This window comes from Vibrio mexicanus, assembly GCF_001012815.1.
Classification (GTDB): domain Bacteria; phylum Pseudomonadota; class Gammaproteobacteria; order Enterobacterales; family Vibrionaceae; genus Vibrio; species Vibrio mexicanus.
This window is the reverse complement of record NZ_JYJP01000096.1, coordinates 1-19,872: the sequence shown is the minus strand read 5'-3', so window position 1 is coordinate 19,872 and position 19,872 is coordinate 1. Positions and strand designations below refer to the sequence as shown.

The 19,872-nt window shown below is 44.7% G+C and carries 16 protein-coding genes, 4 pseudogenes and 1 riboswitch; of the genes and pseudogenes, 14 read left to right on the top strand and 6 right to left on the bottom strand.

What is annotated here, in order from left to right:
- Positions 1-145: 145 nt before the first annotated feature.
- Positions 146-505, bottom strand: a complete 360-nt coding sequence (locus tag UA76_RS13705; RefSeq protein WP_047047145.1) for a hypothetical protein — start codon at positions 503-505, stop codon at positions 146-148.
- 187 nt (positions 506-692) lie between these two features.
- Here UA76_RS13705 and UA76_RS13700 point away from each other — a divergent pair, with 187 nt between their 5' ends.
- Both UA76_RS13700 and UA76_RS13695 read left to right on the top strand, forming a co-directional pair.
- On the top strand, positions 693-1,613 hold the full coding sequence (locus UA76_RS13700; protein ID WP_047047142.1) for an IS5 family transposase: 921 nt from the start codon (positions 693-695) through the stop codon (positions 1,611-1,613).
- Between the two features lie 56 nt (positions 1,614-1,669).
- On the top strand, positions 1,670-1,900 hold the full coding sequence (locus UA76_RS13695) for a hypothetical protein (RefSeq protein WP_202906945.1): 231 nt from the start codon (positions 1,670-1,672) through the stop codon (positions 1,898-1,900).
- 67 nt (positions 1,901-1,967) lie between these two features.
- On the opposite strand, the gene UA76_RS13690 is transcribed toward UA76_RS13695, so the two are convergent.
- Positions 1,968-3,035, bottom strand: coding sequence for a hypothetical protein (locus UA76_RS13690; protein ID WP_157617639.1), 1,068 nt, complete (start codon positions 3,033-3,035; stop codon positions 1,968-1,970).
- Positions 3,036-3,331: 296 nt separating this feature from the next.
- Here UA76_RS13690 and UA76_RS13685 point away from each other — a divergent pair, with 296 nt between their 5' ends.
- Positions 3,332-3,517: a hypothetical protein gene (locus UA76_RS13685; RefSeq protein ID WP_047047137.1), complete on the top strand. Its 186-nt coding sequence runs from the start codon at positions 3,332-3,334 to the stop codon at positions 3,515-3,517.
- Positions 3,518-3,611: 94 nt separating this feature from the next.
- Here the strand turns inward: UA76_RS13685 and UA76_RS22530 are convergent, their stop codons facing one another.
- Together UA76_RS22530 and UA76_RS13675 are read right to left on the bottom strand one after the other, a co-directional pair.
- Entirely contained in the window at positions 3,612-7,223 is a 3,612-nt protein-coding gene (locus UA76_RS22530) for a response regulator (protein WP_157617638.1), read from the bottom strand.
- Positions 7,224-7,579: 356 nt separating this feature from the next.
- A pseudogene (locus tag UA76_RS13675) lies at positions 7,580-8,195 on the bottom strand (3'-5' exonuclease).
- Positions 8,196-8,425: 230 nt separating this feature from the next.
- On the opposite strand from UA76_RS13675, the gene UA76_RS13670 reads away from it, so the two are divergent.
- Entirely contained in the window at positions 8,426-8,851 is a 426-nt protein-coding gene (locus tag UA76_RS13670) for a GFA family protein (protein WP_047047135.1), read from the top strand.
- Positions 8,852-8,870: 19 nt separating this feature from the next.
- On the top strand, positions 8,871-9,239 hold the full coding sequence (locus UA76_RS13665; protein WP_047047132.1) for a VOC family protein: 369 nt from the start codon (positions 8,871-8,873) through the stop codon (positions 9,237-9,239).
- A gap of 131 nt (positions 9,240-9,370) precedes the next feature.
- On the opposite strand, the gene UA76_RS13660 is transcribed toward UA76_RS13665, so the two are convergent.
- Entirely contained in the window at positions 9,371-10,552 is a 1,182-nt protein-coding gene (locus tag UA76_RS13660; protein WP_047047127.1) for an aminotransferase-like domain-containing protein, read from the bottom strand.
- Positions 10,553-10,697: 145 nt separating this feature from the next.
- On the opposite strand from UA76_RS13660, the gene UA76_RS13655 reads away from it, so the two are divergent.
- The 9 genes and pseudogenes from UA76_RS13655 (at position 10,698) to thiE (ending at position 18,425) form a co-directional block, all read left to right on the top strand.
- Positions 10,698-11,567 (top strand): AraC family transcriptional regulator, encoded by an 870-nt coding sequence (locus UA76_RS13655; RefSeq protein WP_047047124.1) that lies wholly within the window; start codon positions 10,698-10,700, stop codon positions 11,565-11,567.
- Between the two features lie 92 nt (positions 11,568-11,659).
- The gene (locus UA76_RS13650; RefSeq protein ID WP_047047121.1) at positions 11,660-12,154 is read left to right on the top strand and encodes a hypothetical protein; all 495 of its coding nucleotides are present in this window, start codon (positions 11,660-11,662) and stop codon (positions 12,152-12,154) included.
- Between the two features lie 323 nt (positions 12,155-12,477).
- Positions 12,478-12,590: riboswitch (TPP riboswitch) on the top strand.
- Between the two features lie 132 nt (positions 12,591-12,722).
- A complete protein-coding gene (gene thiD, locus UA76_RS13645; protein WP_047047119.1) occupies positions 12,723-13,592 on the top strand; it encodes a bifunctional hydroxymethylpyrimidine kinase/phosphomethylpyrimidine kinase in 870 nt (289 codons plus the stop codon).
- A gap of 4 nt (positions 13,593-13,596) precedes the next feature.
- A complete protein-coding gene (locus tag UA76_RS13640; protein ID WP_047047115.1) occupies positions 13,597-14,370 on the top strand; it encodes an ABC transporter ATP-binding protein in 774 nt (257 codons plus the stop codon).
- A pseudogene (locus UA76_RS13635) lies at positions 14,363-15,162 on the top strand (ABC transporter permease). The gene UA76_RS13640 and the pseudogene UA76_RS13635 overlap by 8 nt, the downstream one beginning before the upstream one ends.
- Positions 15,163-15,195: 33 nt before the next feature.
- Positions 15,196-16,149, top strand: a complete 954-nt coding sequence (locus UA76_RS13630) for an ABC transporter substrate-binding protein (RefSeq protein ID WP_047047113.1) — start codon at positions 15,196-15,198, stop codon at positions 16,147-16,149.
- Positions 16,150-16,180: 31 nt separating this feature from the next.
- The gene (tenA, locus tag UA76_RS13625; RefSeq protein ID WP_047047110.1) at positions 16,181-16,852 is read left to right on the top strand and encodes a thiaminase II; all 672 of its coding nucleotides are present in this window, start codon (positions 16,181-16,183) and stop codon (positions 16,850-16,852) included.
- A gap of 48 nt (positions 16,853-16,900) precedes the next feature.
- Positions 16,901-17,686, top strand: a complete 786-nt coding sequence (thiM, locus tag UA76_RS13620; RefSeq protein ID WP_047047108.1) for a hydroxyethylthiazole kinase — start codon at positions 16,901-16,903, stop codon at positions 17,684-17,686.
- 119 nt (positions 17,687-17,805) lie between these two features.
- Positions 17,806-18,425: pseudogene (gene thiE, locus UA76_RS13615) on the top strand (thiamine phosphate synthase).
- An 85-nt stretch (positions 18,426-18,510) separates the two neighbouring features.
- Here the strand turns inward: thiE and UA76_RS13610 are convergent.
- Positions 18,511-19,520 (bottom strand): annotated as a pseudogene (locus UA76_RS13610) (metal-dependent hydrolase).
- Positions 19,521-19,872: the final 352 nt, after the last annotated feature.

Genomic DNA, 19,872 nt, shown 5'->3' with positions numbered 1-19,872 from the left:
CTAGCGTGATTGTAAGCTCTACTAATCCCAAGCGCCATCTATCACTAACGGAGAGTCACACGCGGTTGGTCTTGGATACACGCTGCAATCTAAGTTAGATTCGCGTTGCTGTATATCCCGCTTTTCATGAATGTGTTCATCAAGATTATTCTGCAGTTGGTGGATATAACCCTTGCTCTTCAATAACGAATCTCAAGTTAAATGGTTGCTCGATCTGCGACTTCATTTGGCCTAGCTCATGATGATCTAAATGGCCTATTCGCTGCTCTGCTAGTTCATCTAAAGGAGTAAATTCGATAGAGTAGTAATCTAGCTTTTCTGAGTTGCCTTCTCTAACTAAAGCACTTTGTAAATCATTCGTTACTTCACCTAGACATTTGCGGTCAGCATAGTTTGCCAAATACCCAATAACCGACTTCTTGTCTTCAGCATTTAGCGACTCAAACCACTGCGATGCGGGTAGGGTCTGTTTGTTACTTAATCCTATATTATGAGCAGTGCTCAAATTGTTGTTCCCATAGTGTTTCAGCTTCAACAGCCGTTAATTCAGTCGAGCTGCACCCGGCTATTAGCACTGAGCTCATTAATAATAGTTTACTTTGATAATTCACTAGGCTTTGTTGCGTAATTCGATGGAACTAAATCAGGAAGTTACGATCTGATCGACTACATCAGTTAATCATCGTAGCCTTATGCCGAAACCTCGTTACAAAACAACTAACTGGAAACAGTACAACAAAGCCCTAATCAACCGTGGTTCACTCACTTTCTGGATTGATGAGGAAGCCATACGAGAGTGGAAGCAAAGCAAACAGAGCAAGCGCGGTAGGCCTCGTCGATTCAGCGATCTAGCCATTACTACCGCACTGATGGTAAAGCGCGTTTTCTCTATGCCATTGAGAGCGCTGCAAGGTTTTCTAGACTCAGTATTTCAGCTGGCTAACATACCGCTTGTTTGCCCGCATTACACCTGTATAAGCCGTCGAGCCAAGCAGGTTGAGGTTTCATTTAAAACTAAAACCAGAGGTGCGATACAGCATCTAGCCATTGACGCCACTGGTCTCAAGGTTTATGGCGAAGGTGAATGGAAGGTCAAAAAACATGGTACTGACTGGAAGCGTAGAGTTTGGCGTAAGTTGCATATCGCAGTAGATACCAGCACCCACGAAATAGTCGCAGCAGAGCTGAGTTTATCTAACGTCACCGATGCAGAAGTGCTTCCCAACTTACTTAAGCAGACACGTCGCAAAATCATTGAGATATCAGGCGACGGCGCTTATGACACAAGAAATTGCCATGATGCCATACAGATCAAGCGAGCTGTTCCGCTTATCCCACCAAGAGAAGGGGCAGTCTTCTGGGAACAAGGGCACCCTCGCAATTTAACGGTGGGCTGCCAAAAGCTCTACGGCTCTAACAAGAAGTGGAAAAATCGGTATGGTTATCACAAGCGTTCACTCTCTGAAACAGCCATGTATCGAGTGAAGCAGTTGCTAGGTGGGAGGTTAAGCCTGAGAAACTACAATGCTCAGGTTGGTGAAACCTACGCCATGATCAAAGCGCTGAACAAGCTTACGGGGCTTGGTATGCCTGAAACTCAGTATGTTGCTTAAGAATCAATCAACATGAGGCAGCCATGTCTTCTCTCTGAATTAAGAAACAAAGCCAAGTGAATAAAATGTTTGCAATGAATGGCATCCATCCTTATCAGATCTGTGTTGAGTGGAGTGACCCTAAGAGTCTTCAGAACCACATATTTCGAAGCGACAATATTTGGTTTGACCCAACGGAATTTATCCCTGCCGGAACGGTTACTGTTCTGATGAAGTCAGGCGATCCAAATCAGCATCACGTTGTTCTCGATTTTCTGCCAGAAGAGCAGGAAAGCGTATCAGACTAGCTACCTCTGCGTTGATGTTTTGAGCTCTTGACGAAGTACGCTGTTCCAATCTAGATATTGAGCAGCGCTAACTTTTCTCTTCTTGGTAGTCATACAACCATACTGGTAACCCCAATCTTACAAAATGGTTGAGAATGTGCGTACTACCAAAATGCCAGTCATAGAGCTCAATGACATTGCCGTCAATGTCGATGAGTTGTAGGGACGTATCTAAAATGGCTTTGTCCCATACTGATTTTTTCTTGCTGCGTTTACGTGGCCACTTAATGTGCTTTAGACGAGATAAGCATAGGTTTATAGAGATCTGCCCGTCCTTATTTCTATTTGATAACATGACAGAATTACCAGCAAAGATGATCGACTTTTCACCTCCTTTAAACGCCTCGACAGAGCTTTTAAAAGACAGATATAACATACCTAAACATCCAGGGATTACCCAGAAAAGGGAGAGTACACCAACGAGAAAATCTTTTTGTGCTTGCGTCCGGTAGAGGTTCATTCCCTTATGGGTGTAAGGGCCTACTCGAATCATAAAATCTAAAATGTCTGGTAAGACAAAGAAAAAGAAACAACTGGCCGCAAGTCCTAACATGGCTAGCTTAGTGTTATACCATGCGTTGTTTTTGTGCATAGAGGTACCTTCAATGATGGTTAAGTCTTGGGAGGTCAATGATTCTAGCAAGGTGTCACCCTTGTTAAGGTCGACATAAACTGGACCAAGGTAACCCCAATTTTTATCTTGCCGCTCAAACACCTTGTAGCGGTCCCAATCTTCCGCAACCACGCACCTATCTTTGAATATCCCTACCTCTTGATGTCGGGCAAGTTTAAAGCCAGTGGGTATAAATGCTCTTACTGCGACGGAAAAGAGTAGAGCTCCACAGAACAAGGCGACTGACATTGAAGAAAAAGTAGATAGATCCCAAAGAACATTACAGTGGTAGGTTAAATAACACCAAAATATCCAGTCCATCATAGTTAAACCGTAACGCCGGCGAAAATAGATATGAGTGTCACTAACTTTAATGGATTGCGCCAGTTTAGAAATAGAGTAGTGGAAACGATGCGTGTAGATACCAGTTACAATAACTAAGCTCCATTGATAGAAACCATTTGAATCGCTCAGCCACCACATGAGGCTTAAACAGCATAGAGATATGAACAAGAAGAGAGAACGCAAATCACGTACGTAGGTGTTTTTTGATAGTGTCTTTTTACGTCTGAACATACTGCTTTTTCATTGCCGAACTGATTGCCAAATTCTGGAAATAATATCTCTCCATAGCCTTTCACTTGGCGATATTATCATATATGTGGCATATTATGGACGCATAACACATGGTATTTATTTTCTGAAGGAGTTCTAAAATACTGCGGCTATATAGGCAGCCAGATGTTAAACAAACTGTAACGTTGACCGAAAAGGGTTTGATGGTCAGCGATCTCAAATTAGTTCCCGAGGCGTGTTTTTCGGCATGGCGTTACTCAGGGTATTTCGGTATCCCTGCTCGCACTAGGGGAGTGGCACTCGTTGGGCTAATGATGTTGATTGGTGCGGGTGCGGGTGCGGGTGCGGGCGTCTTATGTCGTTTTAAAAAGACTGGAGTGGACAAATAAGTCAAGAAAAAGAGTTCGCCCTTGTCACCCAGAAATTGATTATGTAATAGCAGTTAATCTAATAGTTAGAAATAGAAATGGTCTATACATCGCGTTAATCTAGCGCCAGAACTAGCGAATCATAGCTAGATGGTAGTTTGGAGTATGAGGCTTGAATCGAATCGATGTCCTTATTTCTTGCAGCTAGTTCGATATCAGACGCTATTCTCTCTATCCTCAAGGCACATATATTCCCAGCCATGCCTTTTAACGTATGAGAGTGCCCTTGTATGGCTTTAAAGTCAGTCTCCTCGATAGCCTCGGAAAGCTGCGATAGCAGCTTAGGTGTAGCGGTTTTTACTTCATTGCATATCGTGTTAACCAGTTCTTGGCTTCCTCCTAAACGCTTGAGTAGCATTTGTTTTTCCCAAGACAAAAGTTCGGAATAGTCATCATTAGCAACGTTGTTTGGAATACTATCTTTCAGGCTATGTGAAGTACTAACTGTCACTGGTGCATGTGCTTGAGTCTTGGCTGTCGAAGGTTCTATCAAATAGCGTTTCAGCATGACCAACAACTCATCAGGATCAACCGGTTTGCTGAGATAATCGTCCATTCCGGCATCTAAACATTTAGCTCTGTCGTCTTTCAAGGCATTTGCTGTCATGGCGACCACGGGAACATCTAAATAAGCATGGCCAGCTTGTCCATCTCGAATCGCTTTGGTTGCACCGTAGCCGTCAAGGATGGGCATTTGGCAGTCCATAAGTACGATGTCAAATTGGGTTTGGTCATGACTTTGGTTCAACGTATTAATTGCATCCTGTCCATTTGAAGCAATACTGATGTGCATGTTATTCACGCCTATATTCTCCAACATCAGTTTAGCCACTTCCTGATTGACGACGTTATCGTCAACAATCAGAATACGCTTGTTTTCCAAGATATTCTTATTAATTGTGCTAACGTTTTGCGTGACATTTTCACCCTTGGGTATCATGTTCGAAATAAACTCGTGGGTGACGAGCTCATCATCAATTTGCTGATCCTTAACCAAGCTTAGAGCGGTTTTAAGATCATGCGCTGTAGCAGGTTTGGAAAAGTAGGCATTGAAACCTAGGCCCTTAAAGTATTCTGGACCATGCTCATGGTAGATTGAAGTCATTAGTATTAGCTTGATGTCATCGTATTCAGATTTGGCTCGAATCGTCTGGGCTAGTGCGGCACCGTCCATCCCAGGCATCTGCATATCAAGCAGGGCAGCATCGTAGGTCTTCCCTGTTGTCTTTTGATTCTCAAGTGATGCTAGTGCTTGTGGGGCGTTTTTTGCCTGATCAACGTCTGCACCCCATGAGTTGAGCTGCTCATGCAGAACTTCCAAATTTGTTTCATTGTCATCGACAATGAGAATTCGTAACTGGCTAATATCGATAGGGTTGAGTTTGATTTGGTGGGCCTTTGAATAGCCAAGTATGACAGTAAACTTAAAGGTGCTTCCTTCATCGAGTTTACTTTCAACAGCAATATCTCCGCCCATGAGCTGAGAAAGTTTTTTGGCTATTGAAAGCCCTAACCCAGTGCCTCCATATTTTCGAGTCGTCGATGCATCGACTTGTGTGAACTCTTCAAATAGTGTGTGAACTTTATCGCTGGGAATGCCAATTCCAGTGTCGGATACCGAGCAAGAGAACTGATATTGTGTATCGTTGATTGGCTCTAGCTCTGCGGTGATGACGATCTCACCTGATTCAGTGAACTTGATGGCATTGCTGACTAGATTGTTTAATATCTGTCGAATTCGCCCCGGATCGCCTTTCACCCATATGTGGTCGATTTTGTTGAAGTTCAGGATCAGCTCAAGATTTTTCTCATGGGCTTTAAGAGCTAATGCTTCTGTGAAATCTCCTAACTGACTCAACAGGTCGAAGTCAATTTCTTCGATTTCAAGTTTTCCAGCATCCACTTTAGAGAAATCAAGAATGTCATTGATGAGGGAGAGCAATCCCTTAGCACTGGACTGAGCAACATTGGCTTTATGCCTTTGTGGTTGGCTGAGTTCACTGTTTAGCAGCAAACCTAACATGCCCAATATTCCGTTCATTGGCGTACGAATCTCATGGCTCATACTGGCAAGAAACTCAGACTTCATTTTAGTTGCTTGCTCAGCTTTTTCCACGGCTGCACTGCGTTCATCAAATGCAGCGGTTACTTGTTTGATGATGACAATTAACAGTGAGAGCACGATGATAAATAGCAGCAATGAAACCGCCGATATTAGATAGAGGCTCTTTTGCGCTTTATTTAGATAACTTTCGGCATCACTTTTGAGATCTGAGAACAAGTAATCAGTCATCGCATCGACTTGATTGATTTTAATTGTCATCACTTCAAAGACTTCAAGAGAGTCTAAATCTGAGTAGCTGAGGTTTAGCTGCTTTATTGCTTCATTGGTAAGGCTGTCATCCACAGCGACAACCCGATCAATTGCGGCAATGCTCTCACCATCTTGTTTCATCTTTTTGATTATGGGTAAGTTTTTTTGGTATTGTGCCATCGTATAGCTCAAGGTATCGATGTGGCGGGTGGCTTCAGCGTCATTTCTGTAGAGATCTCTCAAGTCATATATGATGTTTGAAAGTTGATCAAACTGTTGAAGAACGACTTGCTCGTAGTTATCTGTACCTCGGATCAAATAGTTCTTAAAGTTGTGTATGATCCCGTTGTAGCCAAGCAACGACATTAGTTCAAGGTTGTAAAACTCAGCTTCTGAATTCAGAATTTGTGTTCTAAACTCTTTTGCTTGATAGGTGGCCTCGGTGTTCATGAGCTTGTTGAAATGGTCGAGCTCTTCGAGAGTAAAGTAATTTTTTAGTAGTTTTAGGTATGCATCTTGTTGCTCAATTACGCTACGCAGTCGCTGTTTAATTCTGACAGCATCTGTATCTTCATCATCAACTTTTTTTGTGGCGATTAACCCAGATAAAAGTGCCCTTTCAATCCCAAACAACTCTTTGAGCTGTAAGACAGTGACATAGGTAAGTAATCGGTCTGAAAACTCTTTGTCGACGTTTTTACCAATATGTCGTATATCATTGATTAATGTGTCTACAATTAACGAGTAGTTGTCGAGAGGCATTTCCCAACCTTTTTTTCTTGCAGAGGATTCGCGGCGAACCCTTTGAAGGCTGGCATCGTTGTATGTGCCCAACAGTGAACCTTTCAATTGATCCGTCTCGCCTCTTTTCTCAAGCATGAGTAGTTTGAAGCGCTCCTCTCTACTTGTTAGATAGCCCACAGTCAATCCGCGCTCTTGTTGAAGCGCATGAATAAGGTTACTGATCGGTTCTATCTTGTAGAAAGCGAGGTTTTGTTCATTTACCTTTTCGATACTGCTACTTTCAACGAGAATATCGTCGGCAAATAGTGCAATGGATATTGTGAGCGGCAGACCGACCGCACAAAGGATTTTAGTCCGCATGGTGGCACTGCTACTCGATTGTGAAAAAGTCGTTTTCGATATCAGGTAGTAGCAGAAGGGTGTTGAGACTAAGGCGATGAGAGCACCATTGAGTATGGCTTCTGAGACATTGGGAAGCCATTGCTGTACAAACGGGAGAACTTGTATAACCAGAAACTGAATGACCCCAATCAACGCGACAATGGCGAGAACTAACGTCCACGTTCCAGTTAGATTCACTCTTTTAAGTTTGAAGTTTTTGCTATTCACCGTCAGCCCTGATTATTGTATTCAAGGGGATTGCCCCTAAGCGATAAGGTTTGGTTCAAGAAAGAAGTAATAAGGCTCAATCAATCAGCAACATAGATCCTGACTAAAGTGTAGACAATATTTTGATGTTTCAGAGGAGGAGGGTCGAAAAATTTCTTGGGATACAACGCGAGAAAGTTAATGGAATCAATACGTAGTGTTAATTGAAAACAGCTGAACTTGACACTATTTGTCAAAAATTGCTCAATAGTATTTGGCTGCAAGATTTAGAAGTCATTTAAACGCCGTAGAATGTCGAAGCATTACTGCTGCAGTTGACAAACATGATATCTGCCCTGCGAGTACCAGTGCAGTGGTTAAACGTGTTGGTGTTTAGCAAGTAACTGACCCACTTTGTTCTTGGCAGTTTTGCTGATGGTTTGCATGAACTGGAAACTTGGCTGTGTGATACCCGCTTGCTCAATATCTTCCACCATAAGTTGCCATAGTTTTGCGGTCACTTGAGCATCGGCTAGTGCTCGGTGAAATACGCCATCATTGTCGATGTTTTTGTAGTGAACCAACTTGCCCAGCTTATGTGACGGCGCATCTTGAATCAGCTTCTAGCGATGAGCAAAGAGCAGGCAAACTCACCCGAATAAGTACAACCAATCATATCCAGTTCAGCATCAAGAAAGCGCTTATCAAAAGAAGCATTATGAGCAATGAGGTTTTCCCCTTCGATGAAATGGCTAAATGCTCCATCACTTCACCGCAATTTGGCGCATTCAAGAGCATGTTATTGGTTATGCCCGTGTAATCTTCGATAAATCGGGTGACTCTAAATCCAGGGTTCATTAACTGTTGAAAGGTGTCTACGACCATGCCATCAACCAGTTTGACAGCCCCAATTTCAATTGCACGATCTCCCATCGTCGGTGAGAGCCCTGTGGTTTCAAAATCGAGTACAACAACGGAATTGGCTTTAGACATAAGAGGTCCAACAAAAGATTCAAAGGCCGATAGTATCTTCCAAGCGACTCCAAAAAGAAAGGAAACGGTATAAGTAACCGTTATTATCGAAAGGCAGAATTATGGGTAAGGTTTGCGTCGCAAGCCTAAATAAACCTGACAGATCATGATCGAAAAATGGCGCAGCTTGTATTGATTAGCAGCAACTGATTCTTTATGCTGATATTTTATGAGGCTAAGGAGCTTGGCTAGTGAAAGGAAGCTGTTTGTGTGGCGCTGTTTCATTTGAGTTGTCAGGAGAGTTGCCTCCAATCTATCAATGCCACTGTTCTTTATGTCGAAAGGTGTCTGGCTCGTCTTCAAATTCTGCGTTGGTTATTCAAGCGGCAAAATTTCGATGGCTATCGGCAAAGCAAGACACTCAGTCGTATACCACCGATTCTGGATTCAAATCTGAGTTTTGTCGTCTCTGCGGCAGCCCTGTTCCTAATTTAACGGCTAATGGACAGTCATATTGGGTGCCTGCGGGGCTGCTGTCTGATCCCATTGACACTCAAGTGGCAGCTCATGTTTATGTCGATTCGCATGCTGATTGGGATGTGGCTTTTCTCAACGATGGTTTGTCGAAATACGCTGAAATGCCAACAAAAGAGCAGTGGTTACAGTTGTCTAAATGACTTATTAATGGAGTGCTAAATGATCATAAATCACGTATCTGTCGGATGCTCTGACGTTAAGGCTGCGATTCTTTTCTACGATGCCGTGTTGTCAGAGTTATCGATAAAACAATCCCACTATATCGAAAACACGTCGGCAGCTTACGGAGACAATTTTGAGTTTTGGGTGGGTTCGCCGTATCAGGGTAAAGCGACAGCCAGTAACGGTGTCCATGTTGCTTTTAATGCGCCATCGAAAGAGGCTGTTGATGCATTTTATTCAACCGCTATTGAGTTAGGAGGAACTTGTGAAGGAGCCCCAGGATTTAGGCCTGATTACGGTGAAACCTACTATGCGGCGTTTGTAAGAGATCTAGACGGCAATAAAATCGAAGCCGTTTCAATGTGATTTTCTCGCACCTTATCTCGGAGCGCATAATAACGGATATGAAGTCATTTTTGCGTTCTCATGAATAAAGCCCCTCTATAAAAAGAGGGGCTATTTATTAGTTAGTACTTGAGAATTTTGTATTTTAGAACTTAAGCACAAGCGGCTTCGATTTCAGCCTTGGACTTCGATATTTTCAATACTTCAGCAATACGCTTCACCGCAATCACCAACTCTTCTGATGTGGCATTCGTGAAGTTTAGGCGCATAGCAGATGGCGCCGTTTCTGGTACTGGATAAAATACTGGGCTAGGTACTACAGCAACATTGTTGGCGAGTAGCTCTTTCGCAAGGGCGAATGTGTCGCATTGAGGCAGTGTCACCCATATAAACATGCCCCCTTCCGCAGGCGTGATTTTACACTCAGAAGGTAGGTACGTTCTGAGTGCTTCAAACATAGTATCGTGGCGCTTCTTATACAGATCGCGCATTTTATCTAGGTGTTTGGGGAAATCTTCATGCTGCAACAAGCCGTGGACAATGGCTTGAACAGGGACTGCAGAATGTAAATCAGCGCCTTGCTTGATCTTGATGATTGGCGCTAAATAGCTGTGTTTACCACTCACCGTTCCCACACGTAAACCCGGCGATGCAACCTTAGAAAATGAGCGTAAAACAATAGAGTGGTCTGGGCAAAATTCTGAAACCATCGGTAGGGCATCACCAGAAAAGCGCAGTTCGCGATAAGGCGAGTCTTCAATAAGAGCGACATTGTACTGAGTACATAATGCAGCAACTTGCTCACGTCTTTTTAGAGACCAACACACGCCCGTTGGGTTGTGAAAATCAGGAACGGCGTAAAACATCTTAGGCGATTGAGTGCGAAAGCGTTCTTCCAGCTCTGCTATGTTTGGGCCAAATTCGTCTTGAGTAACCGTAACGATATTGGCTTGAACCAAACCGAAAACTTGCATCGCTCCAAGATAACAGGGCGCTTCCATAACAACCGTATCATTAGGGTCAACATAAGCTCGGGCAATTAGATCCAAACCTTGCTGAGATCCGGTACACGTCATCACGCTGTGAGAAGCTGGCAACTTATAGGCCTCGGTCAAATGATCGATGAGAGGTTGATATCCAGCAGTTGATCCATATTGAAACACATTTGCCATTTCTGGCAATGCTTCAATCGTTGGCTTCATTAGCTCGATTGGAAATGTTTTTTCGTCCGGTAACCCTCCGGCCAATGAGATGACTTTTTTATCGCTAGCAGCTGCAAGAATTTCTCGAATGTAGGACGGTTTGATCTGTTGAACTGACTTTGCAATTTCCATATGAGACTCGTTAAGTGAATTTGGCTATTGGAATGATCATATTGGTTGTTGGAAATGCAAGATGGTCCATTTATGCTTACAAACTTGTCCATTTATGCTATTAAGACACTTACACTATCGTTTCTCAGGGTGAATGAAAGGGAATATGAATAAGAATCAACAGTCGCGCATTAATGACGTGCTTTTTTATATTCATCAAGATATTAGCCGAGACTTGGCCGCTCGCGATTTGGCGAAGGTGGCCTCTTATTCAGAGCAGCATTTTCACCGCACGTTCAAATCTGTCGTTGGCGAGTCTGTCCATCAGTATATTCGCCGTATTCGGATGGAATACGCCGCGAATCAGTTCATGTTCGATCCTCAGACGCCCATCATCGATATCGTGCAAAAGAGCGGGTTTAGCTCTGCATCGTCATTTAATCGCGCTTTTAAAGAGACGTTCAAAATGTCTCCTAAAGAGTGGCGAAAACAAGACAAACAAATCTCGGCCAAGCCCTATTTAAAAGATGAGGAGATCGCGCGAGCGTATCAAAGAATCGCCTCAGATAGCCTGCCCAAGCCAAAGGTTGTTGAGGTGCCATCGCGCATGGCGGCGTATGTTCGACATACAGGATACAACCGTTCAATAACTAATGCATGGCAGCTTTTGAAAGCTTGGGCAATGACAGAGGGGCGTGATCACTCCATACAGTATGGATTGCACCATTCAAACCCTACGTGGATAGAGTTAGATAAGTGTCGTTATGTTGCCTGTATTGAAATAGATAAACCGTTATCGATGAGAGGAGTAGTCAATCAATTTGTCATTCCAGGAGGTTTGCATGCGGTGTTTCGTTTAGAGGGGACATACGGCGACTTGCTTCCGAAAATTACTCTAATCCTTGAGCACTGGCTGCCGAATTCGGGCTTCAAGCTTCGTTCTACACCCGCTTACGCTCACTACCATCAAAACCATTTCATTGATGAGAACGAGAAGTTTGAGTTGGATTTTTATTTGCCGATTGGTTTTTTCTAACTTTTGGTAATGATAATTATTTGCAATTGAGTTTATTTTTGATTTAAATAGTGTCCATTCCTTCTGAGGGCATGTTTGAAAAGGACGAATGTATGGACATACAACAATGCTGGTCGAGTTACCTAAAAGCGGATCAGCTTTTAGAACAAGGGTATTTAAACGAAGCACACCAGCTTTACGCAAGCGTGCTTGAATACCTTCCAACGCATATTCACAATGCCCTTGACTATGAGCAACTTAAGCCGTGTCAGTTTCAAAATTTGCTTGTTGGAGCGCGAAACTGCGCCATTGCTCAGTCTGAAATCCTTAATAAATTAGGCAAGCAGGAACAAGCATTCGAAGTGATTCATCAAAGTTACGCGTTAATGCAGTTTCTCTCCTTAGAATCTATGCCGTTAGTCCAGGCCTGCGCCGAAATCATTGAAGCAAATTCGTGCACTTTGCTTAGAACGATGGAGGCATTCTGCTTTGCTCAGCGCAGCGCCAAATGGCAGCTTGAATTCGAGACGATTAAACAAGCCCATTATCAGTTTGCGAGATTAAAAGTCTATACCGTTCCACACAATGCTTCTTACCCGCATCACTAACGTGTCGTTGATTGAACCCGTTGAGGCCACCTGAGTATATAAAATTGGGTTGTAACCACTGAGTTGAATAAAGTTGACAAAATTACCCTTAAAATCACTGTGTTTATAAGGTTTCTGGGCGTTAAAAATGGGCCGTTGATTATAATTTACCCATAGGTTTTGTAACAGAATGAAATCTATAAAAGTCACATACTATCATTAGGTTATGTGAATGTTCGTCTAAGCGTATCGTTTGCGTGTATGACGATATGAAAACATTATTGATAAGTTGATAGTAAATTTAAGAAACTGGCTATAAACTTAGCCTTAACTACATAAATTATTGCCAATAGTCGGGGAGCAATTACGCCAAGATGCGTATGCGCTGAGATCGGAAACGAGACCCGTTGAACTTGATTCAGTTAGTACTGACGTAGGGAACTATTCGCACTTTCAATCAGACTTCGTTGGAATACCGATCTGTTCTAAGGCGGTGTTCATCTCTGGGAAATTTGATCCAGTTTAAACGTTCAAGTTTGGTTTGATGTGTCCAATTGCTCTGTTACGTCATTTGACAGATGGAGCGACCATGACACTCAATACACCTCATCATTCTTCAGAGCCAACTAATACGCCTATTGTGCTGACAATCGCAGGCTCAGACAGCGGGGGCGGTGCCGGTATTCAAGCGGACATTAAAGCAATATCTGCTACGGGTAGCTTTGCTTGCTCGGTGATCACGGCCATTACTTCTCAAAACACCCAAGGTGTGTCGGCAATTTTTCCTATTCCACTCGACCACGTTGAAAGCCAGCTTGATGCGGTGTTCAGTGATCTCAATATCGTGGCGGTTAAGATCGGCATGCTGGCAGACTCGAACATCATTGAAGTTGTGGCGCGAAAGCTCAAACAGTATCAACCTCAGTTTTTGGTTGTGGACCCAGTGATGGTCGCAACCAGCGGCGATTTGTTGTTAGAGCAATCTGCAATTAGCACGCTTAAACAGTCACTCATCCCAATGGCCGACATCATTACCCCAAATCTTCCAGAGGGTGCTGCATTAACTGGAAAACCAGTGCCGCAAAGCGAACAAGAGATGTCGGCGATGGTTGACGAACTTCGATCACTTGGCGCGAAAGCAGTGCTGCTAAAAGGTGGTCATCTAGAAAAAGACGACAACAGTAATGATCTTCTCATCTGGCAAGACAGCGCTGAACTGATCAGTGCGAAGCGATTCCCAACCAAGAACACGCACGGTACAGGATGCACACTGTCGTCAGCCATTGCTTCCTACCTAGCACAAGGTAATGATCTGGTTGAAGCGGTGAAGCTGGGTAAACAGTATATTTCTGAAGCGATTGCTCACGCCGATGAACTGGAGATAGGTCAAGGCCACGGTCCAGTGCATCACTTCTATGCGTTGACCCAGCGCGCTAACTCAGCCAAGACGAGTAGGTAAAAGAATGGCGAGCTCTGCAAGTGCAATTGGCGTTGAGATCAAAGGGGCGTCACTGCGTTACCTAGATGCCCCAGCGCCAACCTTGGCTGACCTTACCCTCACGATTCCTAGAGGGCAGTGGACGACACTATTGGGCCGCAGCGGTTGCGGAAAAACCACAGTGCTTCGATATCTTGCTGGCCTGCTTGATGACAAAGTGGAATGGGGTGGACATTTGACGACGGATGATGGCCTGCCACTGAGCGGCCGTGTCGCGTATATGGCGCAGCAAGATTTGCTGCTACCTTGGTTGAATATCGTAGATAACGTCTGCTTAAGCCGTAAGTTTGGGCAACCCAACCAAAGTGAGCAACCTAAACACGATGTGAAGCAAAGAGCGGAGTCTCTGTTAGAACAAGTGGGTTTAGCTGATTACAAACACGCAAAACCTAACCAGCTTTCTGGTGGCATGAGGCAACGCGTGGCGCTTGCCAGAACGTTGATGCAAGACAAGCCGATTGTATTAATGGATGAGCCGTTTTCAGCTTTAGATGCCGTAACGCGTCATAAGTTGCAAACCTTGTCGGCGGAATTACTGAAAGACAAAACCGTTGTATTGATCACTCACGATCCTCAAGAAGCGGTTCGATTAGCACAGCGACTTTATGTTCTGCAAGGCGCGCCAGCTAACGCGCAGTCTCTCGAAGTACCGAAAACCCATCCACCTAGAGTGCTCGATGCTCAATGTGCACAGTTACAACAGTCGATCCTAGAGCAGTTGGAGAGTGATTATGCTTAACTCTCAAGCCAATACGCCATCCCTTGAAGCTGTGGCGAAGAAAGAACGCGTAACACATCCTTTTGTTCGAGTGGCCATAACGACCCTTATTATTCTTGGTTTGTGGCATGGTGTGGTGGTGGTGTTTGATATGCCAAGCTTTATCTTGCCTGCACCATTGGATGTGTTGATCACTCTGTTTGAACGTCACGAAGTGCTGTTTCGACATACGTGGGTGACCGCGCAAGAAATCCTGCTTGGTTTGCTGCTTGGCTTAACCATGGGTCTGTTCTTCGCGTTGCAAATGCTGCTGTTTGAACCACTCAAACGTTGGCTATTACCGATCTTGATTGCAAGTCAAGCTATTCCTGTCTTTGCCATCGCACCTGTTTTGATGCTTTGGCTCGGCTATGGCATTGCCTCAAAGGTAGTCATGGCAGCAATCATAATATTCTTCCCTGTGACAACTTGCTGTTACGACGGATTGCGCAATACGCCAACAGGCTATTTAGATCTTGCTAAAACCATGGGGCGACAAAATGGCAGTTGCTGCGCCATGTTCGATTGCCTGCCGCCTTGCCAACACTGGCATCGGGTATCCGTGTGGCAGTGGTGATTGCCCCAATCGGCGCTGTGGTCGGCGAGTGGGTAGGCTCCAGTGCGGGGCTTGGCTATCTAATGCTGCAAGCCAATGCGCGCATGATTATTGATGAGATGTTCGCAGCGCTATTCATATTAGCGGTGCTGTCTATCTCGCTGTACTTCGTTACTGATCGACTTCTTAAGAAATTGATTCCTTGGGAAAACCAGTAACACATTTATTTAATTCACTTAAAGGAAAATGTTGTGAATAAAACAAAACTACTTTCGACTCTTCTAGCGGCGGCAGCGCTGTCTACTTCTTTTGTGGCTTCTGCTACAGAGAAAAAGCTAACGCTGATGCTCGATTGGTTTGTGAACCCAAACCATGGTCCAATCGTAATCGCACACGAGCGCGGTTACTTTGCTGAGCAGGGTATCGAGGTAGAAATTCAAGAGCCAGCAGATCCAAGTACCCCAGCAAAATTAGTGGCGGCTGGCCGTGTTGATCTAGCGGTCTCTTACCAACCAAGTTTGACTATTGATGTGGCTGCAGGCCTGCCTCTTGTGCGTGCTTCGACTTTGATTGCGACACCGCTAAATACCCTAATGGTATTGGATAACGGTAAGTATGATTCTCTTGCCAACCTCAAAGGTAAGAAAATCGGTATCGCTATCGCAGGTAACGAAGAGGCGACCATCAGCACCATGCTTGCTCAAGAGAACGTGAAGTTCTCTGAAGTTGAAATCATCAACATTGGTTGGGCACTGTCGTCATCGCTAGCATCAGGTAAAGTTGATGCGATTTGGGGTGGCCTACGTAACTTTGAAACCAACCAGTTAGATATTGAAGGTTACAAAGCGAAAGCTTACTTCCCAGAGGAGCACGGCGTTCCTACTTACGATGAGCTTGTGTTTGTAGCTAACGCGAAGTCGTTCGACAAAGAAGCGATTGCAGCATTTAACAAAGCGCTAGAGCAAGCGACGACTTACATCGTGAACCACCCAGAAGACTCATGGAAGCAGTTTGTGGCTTACGCGCCAGATACTCTAAACAACGAACTGAACCAACGCGCGTGGAACGATACGCTAACTCGTTTTGCTCTGCGTCCATCTGCGGTAGACCTGAAACGCTACGACGATTACGCCGAGTTCATGTATAAGCAAGGCATCATCAAAACACTGCCTAAAGCAGAAGACTATATTTTACAAGCTAACTAATACGGGCCATAACGGGTCCTAGGAACGAGAGATGCAATATCAAGATTTAATCAACGCTTGTCACGACGATTGGCAGCAATATGTTGATCACGACTTTGTAAGACAGCTAGCCAAGGGCACTTTGGCTCATGAGTGTTTCCTTCATTACCTGAAGCAAGATTTCTTGTTTCTAAAACAGTATGCCCGTGCTTATGCGTTGGCGATCTACAAGGCGAAAACCTTGTCGGACATGCGTCGTGCACTGCCAAGTGTTCATGCTCTATTGGATTCTGAGATTGCCCATCACGTTACTTATTGTGAAAACTGGGGATTAACAGAATCGGATCTAGAAAATGAGTCAGAAGATTTTGGTACGGTGGCTTACACTCGTTACGTGCTTGATGCAGGTATGGCCGGAGACTTAGTGGATCTTTACGCTGCTCTCGCTCCTTGTTCTATTGGCTATGCGGTGATTGGTAAAGCGCTGCTTGAAAGTAATGAGACCAAGATTGAAGGTAATTCTTATCGCAGTTGGATTGAGATGTACGGCGGCGAAGAGTTCCAAACCGGAGTCGCAACAGGTGCGGAATTCTTTGACCAACAGCTGGCTGAAATTGATATCCACAGCGAGCGTGGTCAAAACCTTGTGCACATTTTCAAAACCGCGACCCGTATGGAGATCGCGTTTTGGCAGCAAGGTCTGAATGCCTCAAATAGCCAGTAATCGTGTAACTTGTCGCTAGAAACTACCAGTTTTAAGTAAGGATTAATCATGCAAACTCAAACTATTGTTCAACACTTGAATGCAGTTCGTGAACAGAAACCATTGGTCGTGAACATCACCAACTACGTTGTAATGAACAACACGGCAAATGCGCTGTTAGCGATTGGTGCATCTCCTATCATGGCGCATTCACAGCAAGAGCTGGCAGAAATGATGTCATTCGCAGGTTCGCTTGTGATTAACATTGGCACGTTAGACAGTGTTTGGACGCCTCGAATGACTTATGCCGTCGAGCAAGCCAATATAAACGGAAAGATTGTAGTCTTGGATCCAGTGGGTTGCGGCGCAAGCAAACTGCGCACTGAAACCTCACGCGAGATTACACGCCTATCCGACAAGGTGATCATTCGTGGTAATGCTTCGGAGATCATTGCTCTAGCGGGTGAAGCTGCTCAAAGCAAAGGGGTGGATGCGCTCGATAGTAGCGATGCGGCAATCGGCGCAGCTAACTTTTTGGTGGCTGAGTACGGGGCGAATGTGGTGATTTCAGGGGCAACGGACTACGTTGTGACGAAAGACTCAACGACGGCATTGAACAATGGCCATGAGATGATGCCTTACGTGACAGGTATGGGATGTACGCTAACCGCCCTGACTGGTGCATTTGCTGCTGTTGGTGACGAGACTGGGCTTGCCGCTGCTGCAGTTCTGGGTGTGGTAGGTGAAATTGCGGCTGAAAACGCTCGCGGTCCGGGTAGTTTGCAGCTAAACCTGTTAGATGAACTATACCAGTTAGACGAAGAGACCTTGCTTGCTCGTCTGAAGATTCAGTAGGTCAAACTGATTGGTTGACGTTTACTAGCTCACTAGATGAATAAGCGCCTCTTTATGGGGCGCTATTTCGTTGAGTAAGATAAACTTGTATGTGCAATTTAGTAATCAAAAGAGTGGATATGAACCCATATAAACTGTACCTCGTGACCGACGATCAGCAAGATCTCAAAAACTTAAAGTGGGTGGTAGAACAGGCCGTTGCTGGTGGCGTCACTATGGTTCAAGTGAGAGAAAAGCATGGGGACGTGCGCGCCTTTATCGAAAGAGCCGAAGCAGTAAAGGCCATTCTAGTGGGCACAGGCGTTCCGTTAATCATCAATGACAGAGTAGATGTGGCACTTGCTGTTGAGGCTGACGGCGTACATTTAGGTCAAACCGATATGCCTGCGACAACGGCGCGTCGATTGATTGGTGAAGATAAAATTCTAGGCCTCTCAATCGAAAATGAAGAGCAACTTACCCAAGCCGAGAGCTTGCCCATTGATTACATTGGCTCAGCGCTATCTTTGCTACGCCAACGAAAACAAACACCAAGAAACATTGGGGATTAGAAGGGCTTAAGTTTGCGTTAAACCAAACAGCGTTACCTATTGTGGCGATTGGTGGTATCAACGAATCCAATATTCCTGAACTCACCAAAACTGGCGTTCATGGCCTAGCTTTAGTCTCTGCGATTTGTCATGCCGATGATCCCAAACAAGCATCTGAAAAACTTCTGAATCTAATGCTAATGAGCTGAAAATGTGATGCGCTGAATATGACAAAACGCCCCACTAATACTGTGGGGCGTTTGGTTTATAGGAGTGAGCACCTAGACTGAGATCTTACAGTGACTGCAAGTTGGAATCTATGCTTTGATCGCCTTTCAAACGCTCCCACAACTGACCAAGCAGCGCGAAGCTGCGTTCGCTTGGGTAACGCTCGGTAACATCCAGCAGTTCCCACGCTCCATCTTCTCGTTTTTCGGCAAAGATAAACTCAAACGGTAAGCTGTCTGACATTCCAAGGCGTAGGTCAGACACAATCAGAGTGTCGTCTTGCTCTCGATAGTTGAGGAAGTTACCCGAGAACGCTTTCAAACCTTCGAGCGTGTTTGGCTTTTCTTCAAGAGGCCAATCGCCAAGCGGGCGTGAGATAAAATCTATTGTTGGGTCACTATCCAGCAGTGACGCCAATCCTTCCCAATACTGACCATCATCCATCACAACTACGCGCCACAATACTGTATTGAACGGCGTTGGCGTAATCAGCACTTGCTGACTGGGAATATTCTGAGCTGCTAAGTTTTGTTCGACACGCGCTTCAATCACTTGCTGAGAGGCAAATCCCCAACCAAGATACAGAGTCGAGATAGCGACGACGGTGCGGCACCACTGTCCCCGCGCTTGCTAGAAAACAGCCCAACAATAATCGCGGCTATGAGTGGTAGTGTGTAGAGGGGATCGATAATGAAGATATTGTTAACCGAGAAGTAGCCTTGAATTGGCCAAATTAATTGGGTGCCATAGGTGGTCATCGCGTCAAGTAGAGCGTGGGTAATCAATACACTTGCGGTAAGAAAGAATACGCGGGACATGGTCCAAAATTCATCAGGTCTGAATCGTGTGTAAAGCTTGGAGATGAGCCAAGAAAATGGAAGCAATACAAAGATCGAATGGCTAAATCCGCGGTGTTTTATGGTGTTCTCAACCGCGTCCCCGTAATCGAGCATGACGTCTAAGTCGGGCAATGTACCAAGAGCGGCACCCATTAACAGCACTTTTGCGTTGCATCGTTTACCAGCAATGGCGCCTGCGACTGTCGCGCCTAATGCGGCTTGGGTAATTGAATCCATTGAAGAGTTCTCTTTTCTATCAAATGTTGATTGAAGCCGACCATAACACGGCTCAATGAACGTAATCTGAACGTTTACTGTTATTTACTCCATCGGGAGAGTAAATCGATCACTTTTTAAATGATAAACACCACAGTCCCAGAAATAGTCCGTCTTTCGTGGTCAAAGTGGCACTTTGATTCTATGCATGGACCACGAACCTGTGGTACAAAAAGAATGTTAATAGTTATTTGCTATAGTTATCAATGGAAAGATAACACAATGGAATTAATGCACGTAATTTCGTTGCTCAATGCATGGATTGGAATGACTCAATATGCGCAGGACCGTTTGGATCTTAGGACTGTTTCTA

Bases quoted from the DNA above. Each gene is read 5' to 3' on its own strand.
- UA76_RS13700 (WP_047047142.1), top strand. From the start codon at position 693: ATGCCGAAACCTCGTTACAAAACAACTAACTGGAAACAGTACAACAAA.
- UA76_RS13690 (WP_157617639.1), bottom strand. From the start codon at position 3,035: ATGTGGTGGCTGAGCGATTCAAATGGTTTCTATCAATGGAGCTTAGTT.
- UA76_RS13685 (WP_047047137.1), top strand. From the start codon at position 3,332: ATGGTCAGCGATCTCAAATTAGTTCCCGAGGCGTGTTTTTCGGCATGG.
- UA76_RS13665 (WP_047047132.1), top strand. From the start codon at position 8,871: ATGATCATAAATCACGTATCTGTCGGATGCTCTGACGTTAAGGCTGCG.
- UA76_RS13660 (WP_047047127.1), bottom strand. From the start codon at position 10,552: ATGGAAATTGCAAAGTCAGTTCAACAGATCAAACCGTCCTACATTCGA.
- UA76_RS13655 (WP_047047124.1), top strand. From the start codon at position 10,698: ATGAATAAGAATCAACAGTCGCGCATTAATGACGTGCTTTTTTATATT.
- UA76_RS13650 (WP_047047121.1), top strand. From the start codon at position 11,660: ATGGACATACAACAATGCTGGTCGAGTTACCTAAAAGCGGATCAGCTT.
- thiD (WP_047047119.1), top strand. From the start codon at position 12,723: ATGACACTCAATACACCTCATCATTCTTCAGAGCCAACTAATACGCCT.
- UA76_RS13640 (WP_047047115.1), top strand. From the start codon at position 13,597: ATGGCGAGCTCTGCAAGTGCAATTGGCGTTGAGATCAAAGGGGCGTCA.
- tenA (WP_047047110.1), top strand. From the start codon at position 16,181: ATGCAATATCAAGATTTAATCAACGCTTGTCACGACGATTGGCAGCAA.
- thiM (WP_047047108.1), top strand. From the start codon at position 16,901: ATGCAAACTCAAACTATTGTTCAACACTTGAATGCAGTTCGTGAACAG.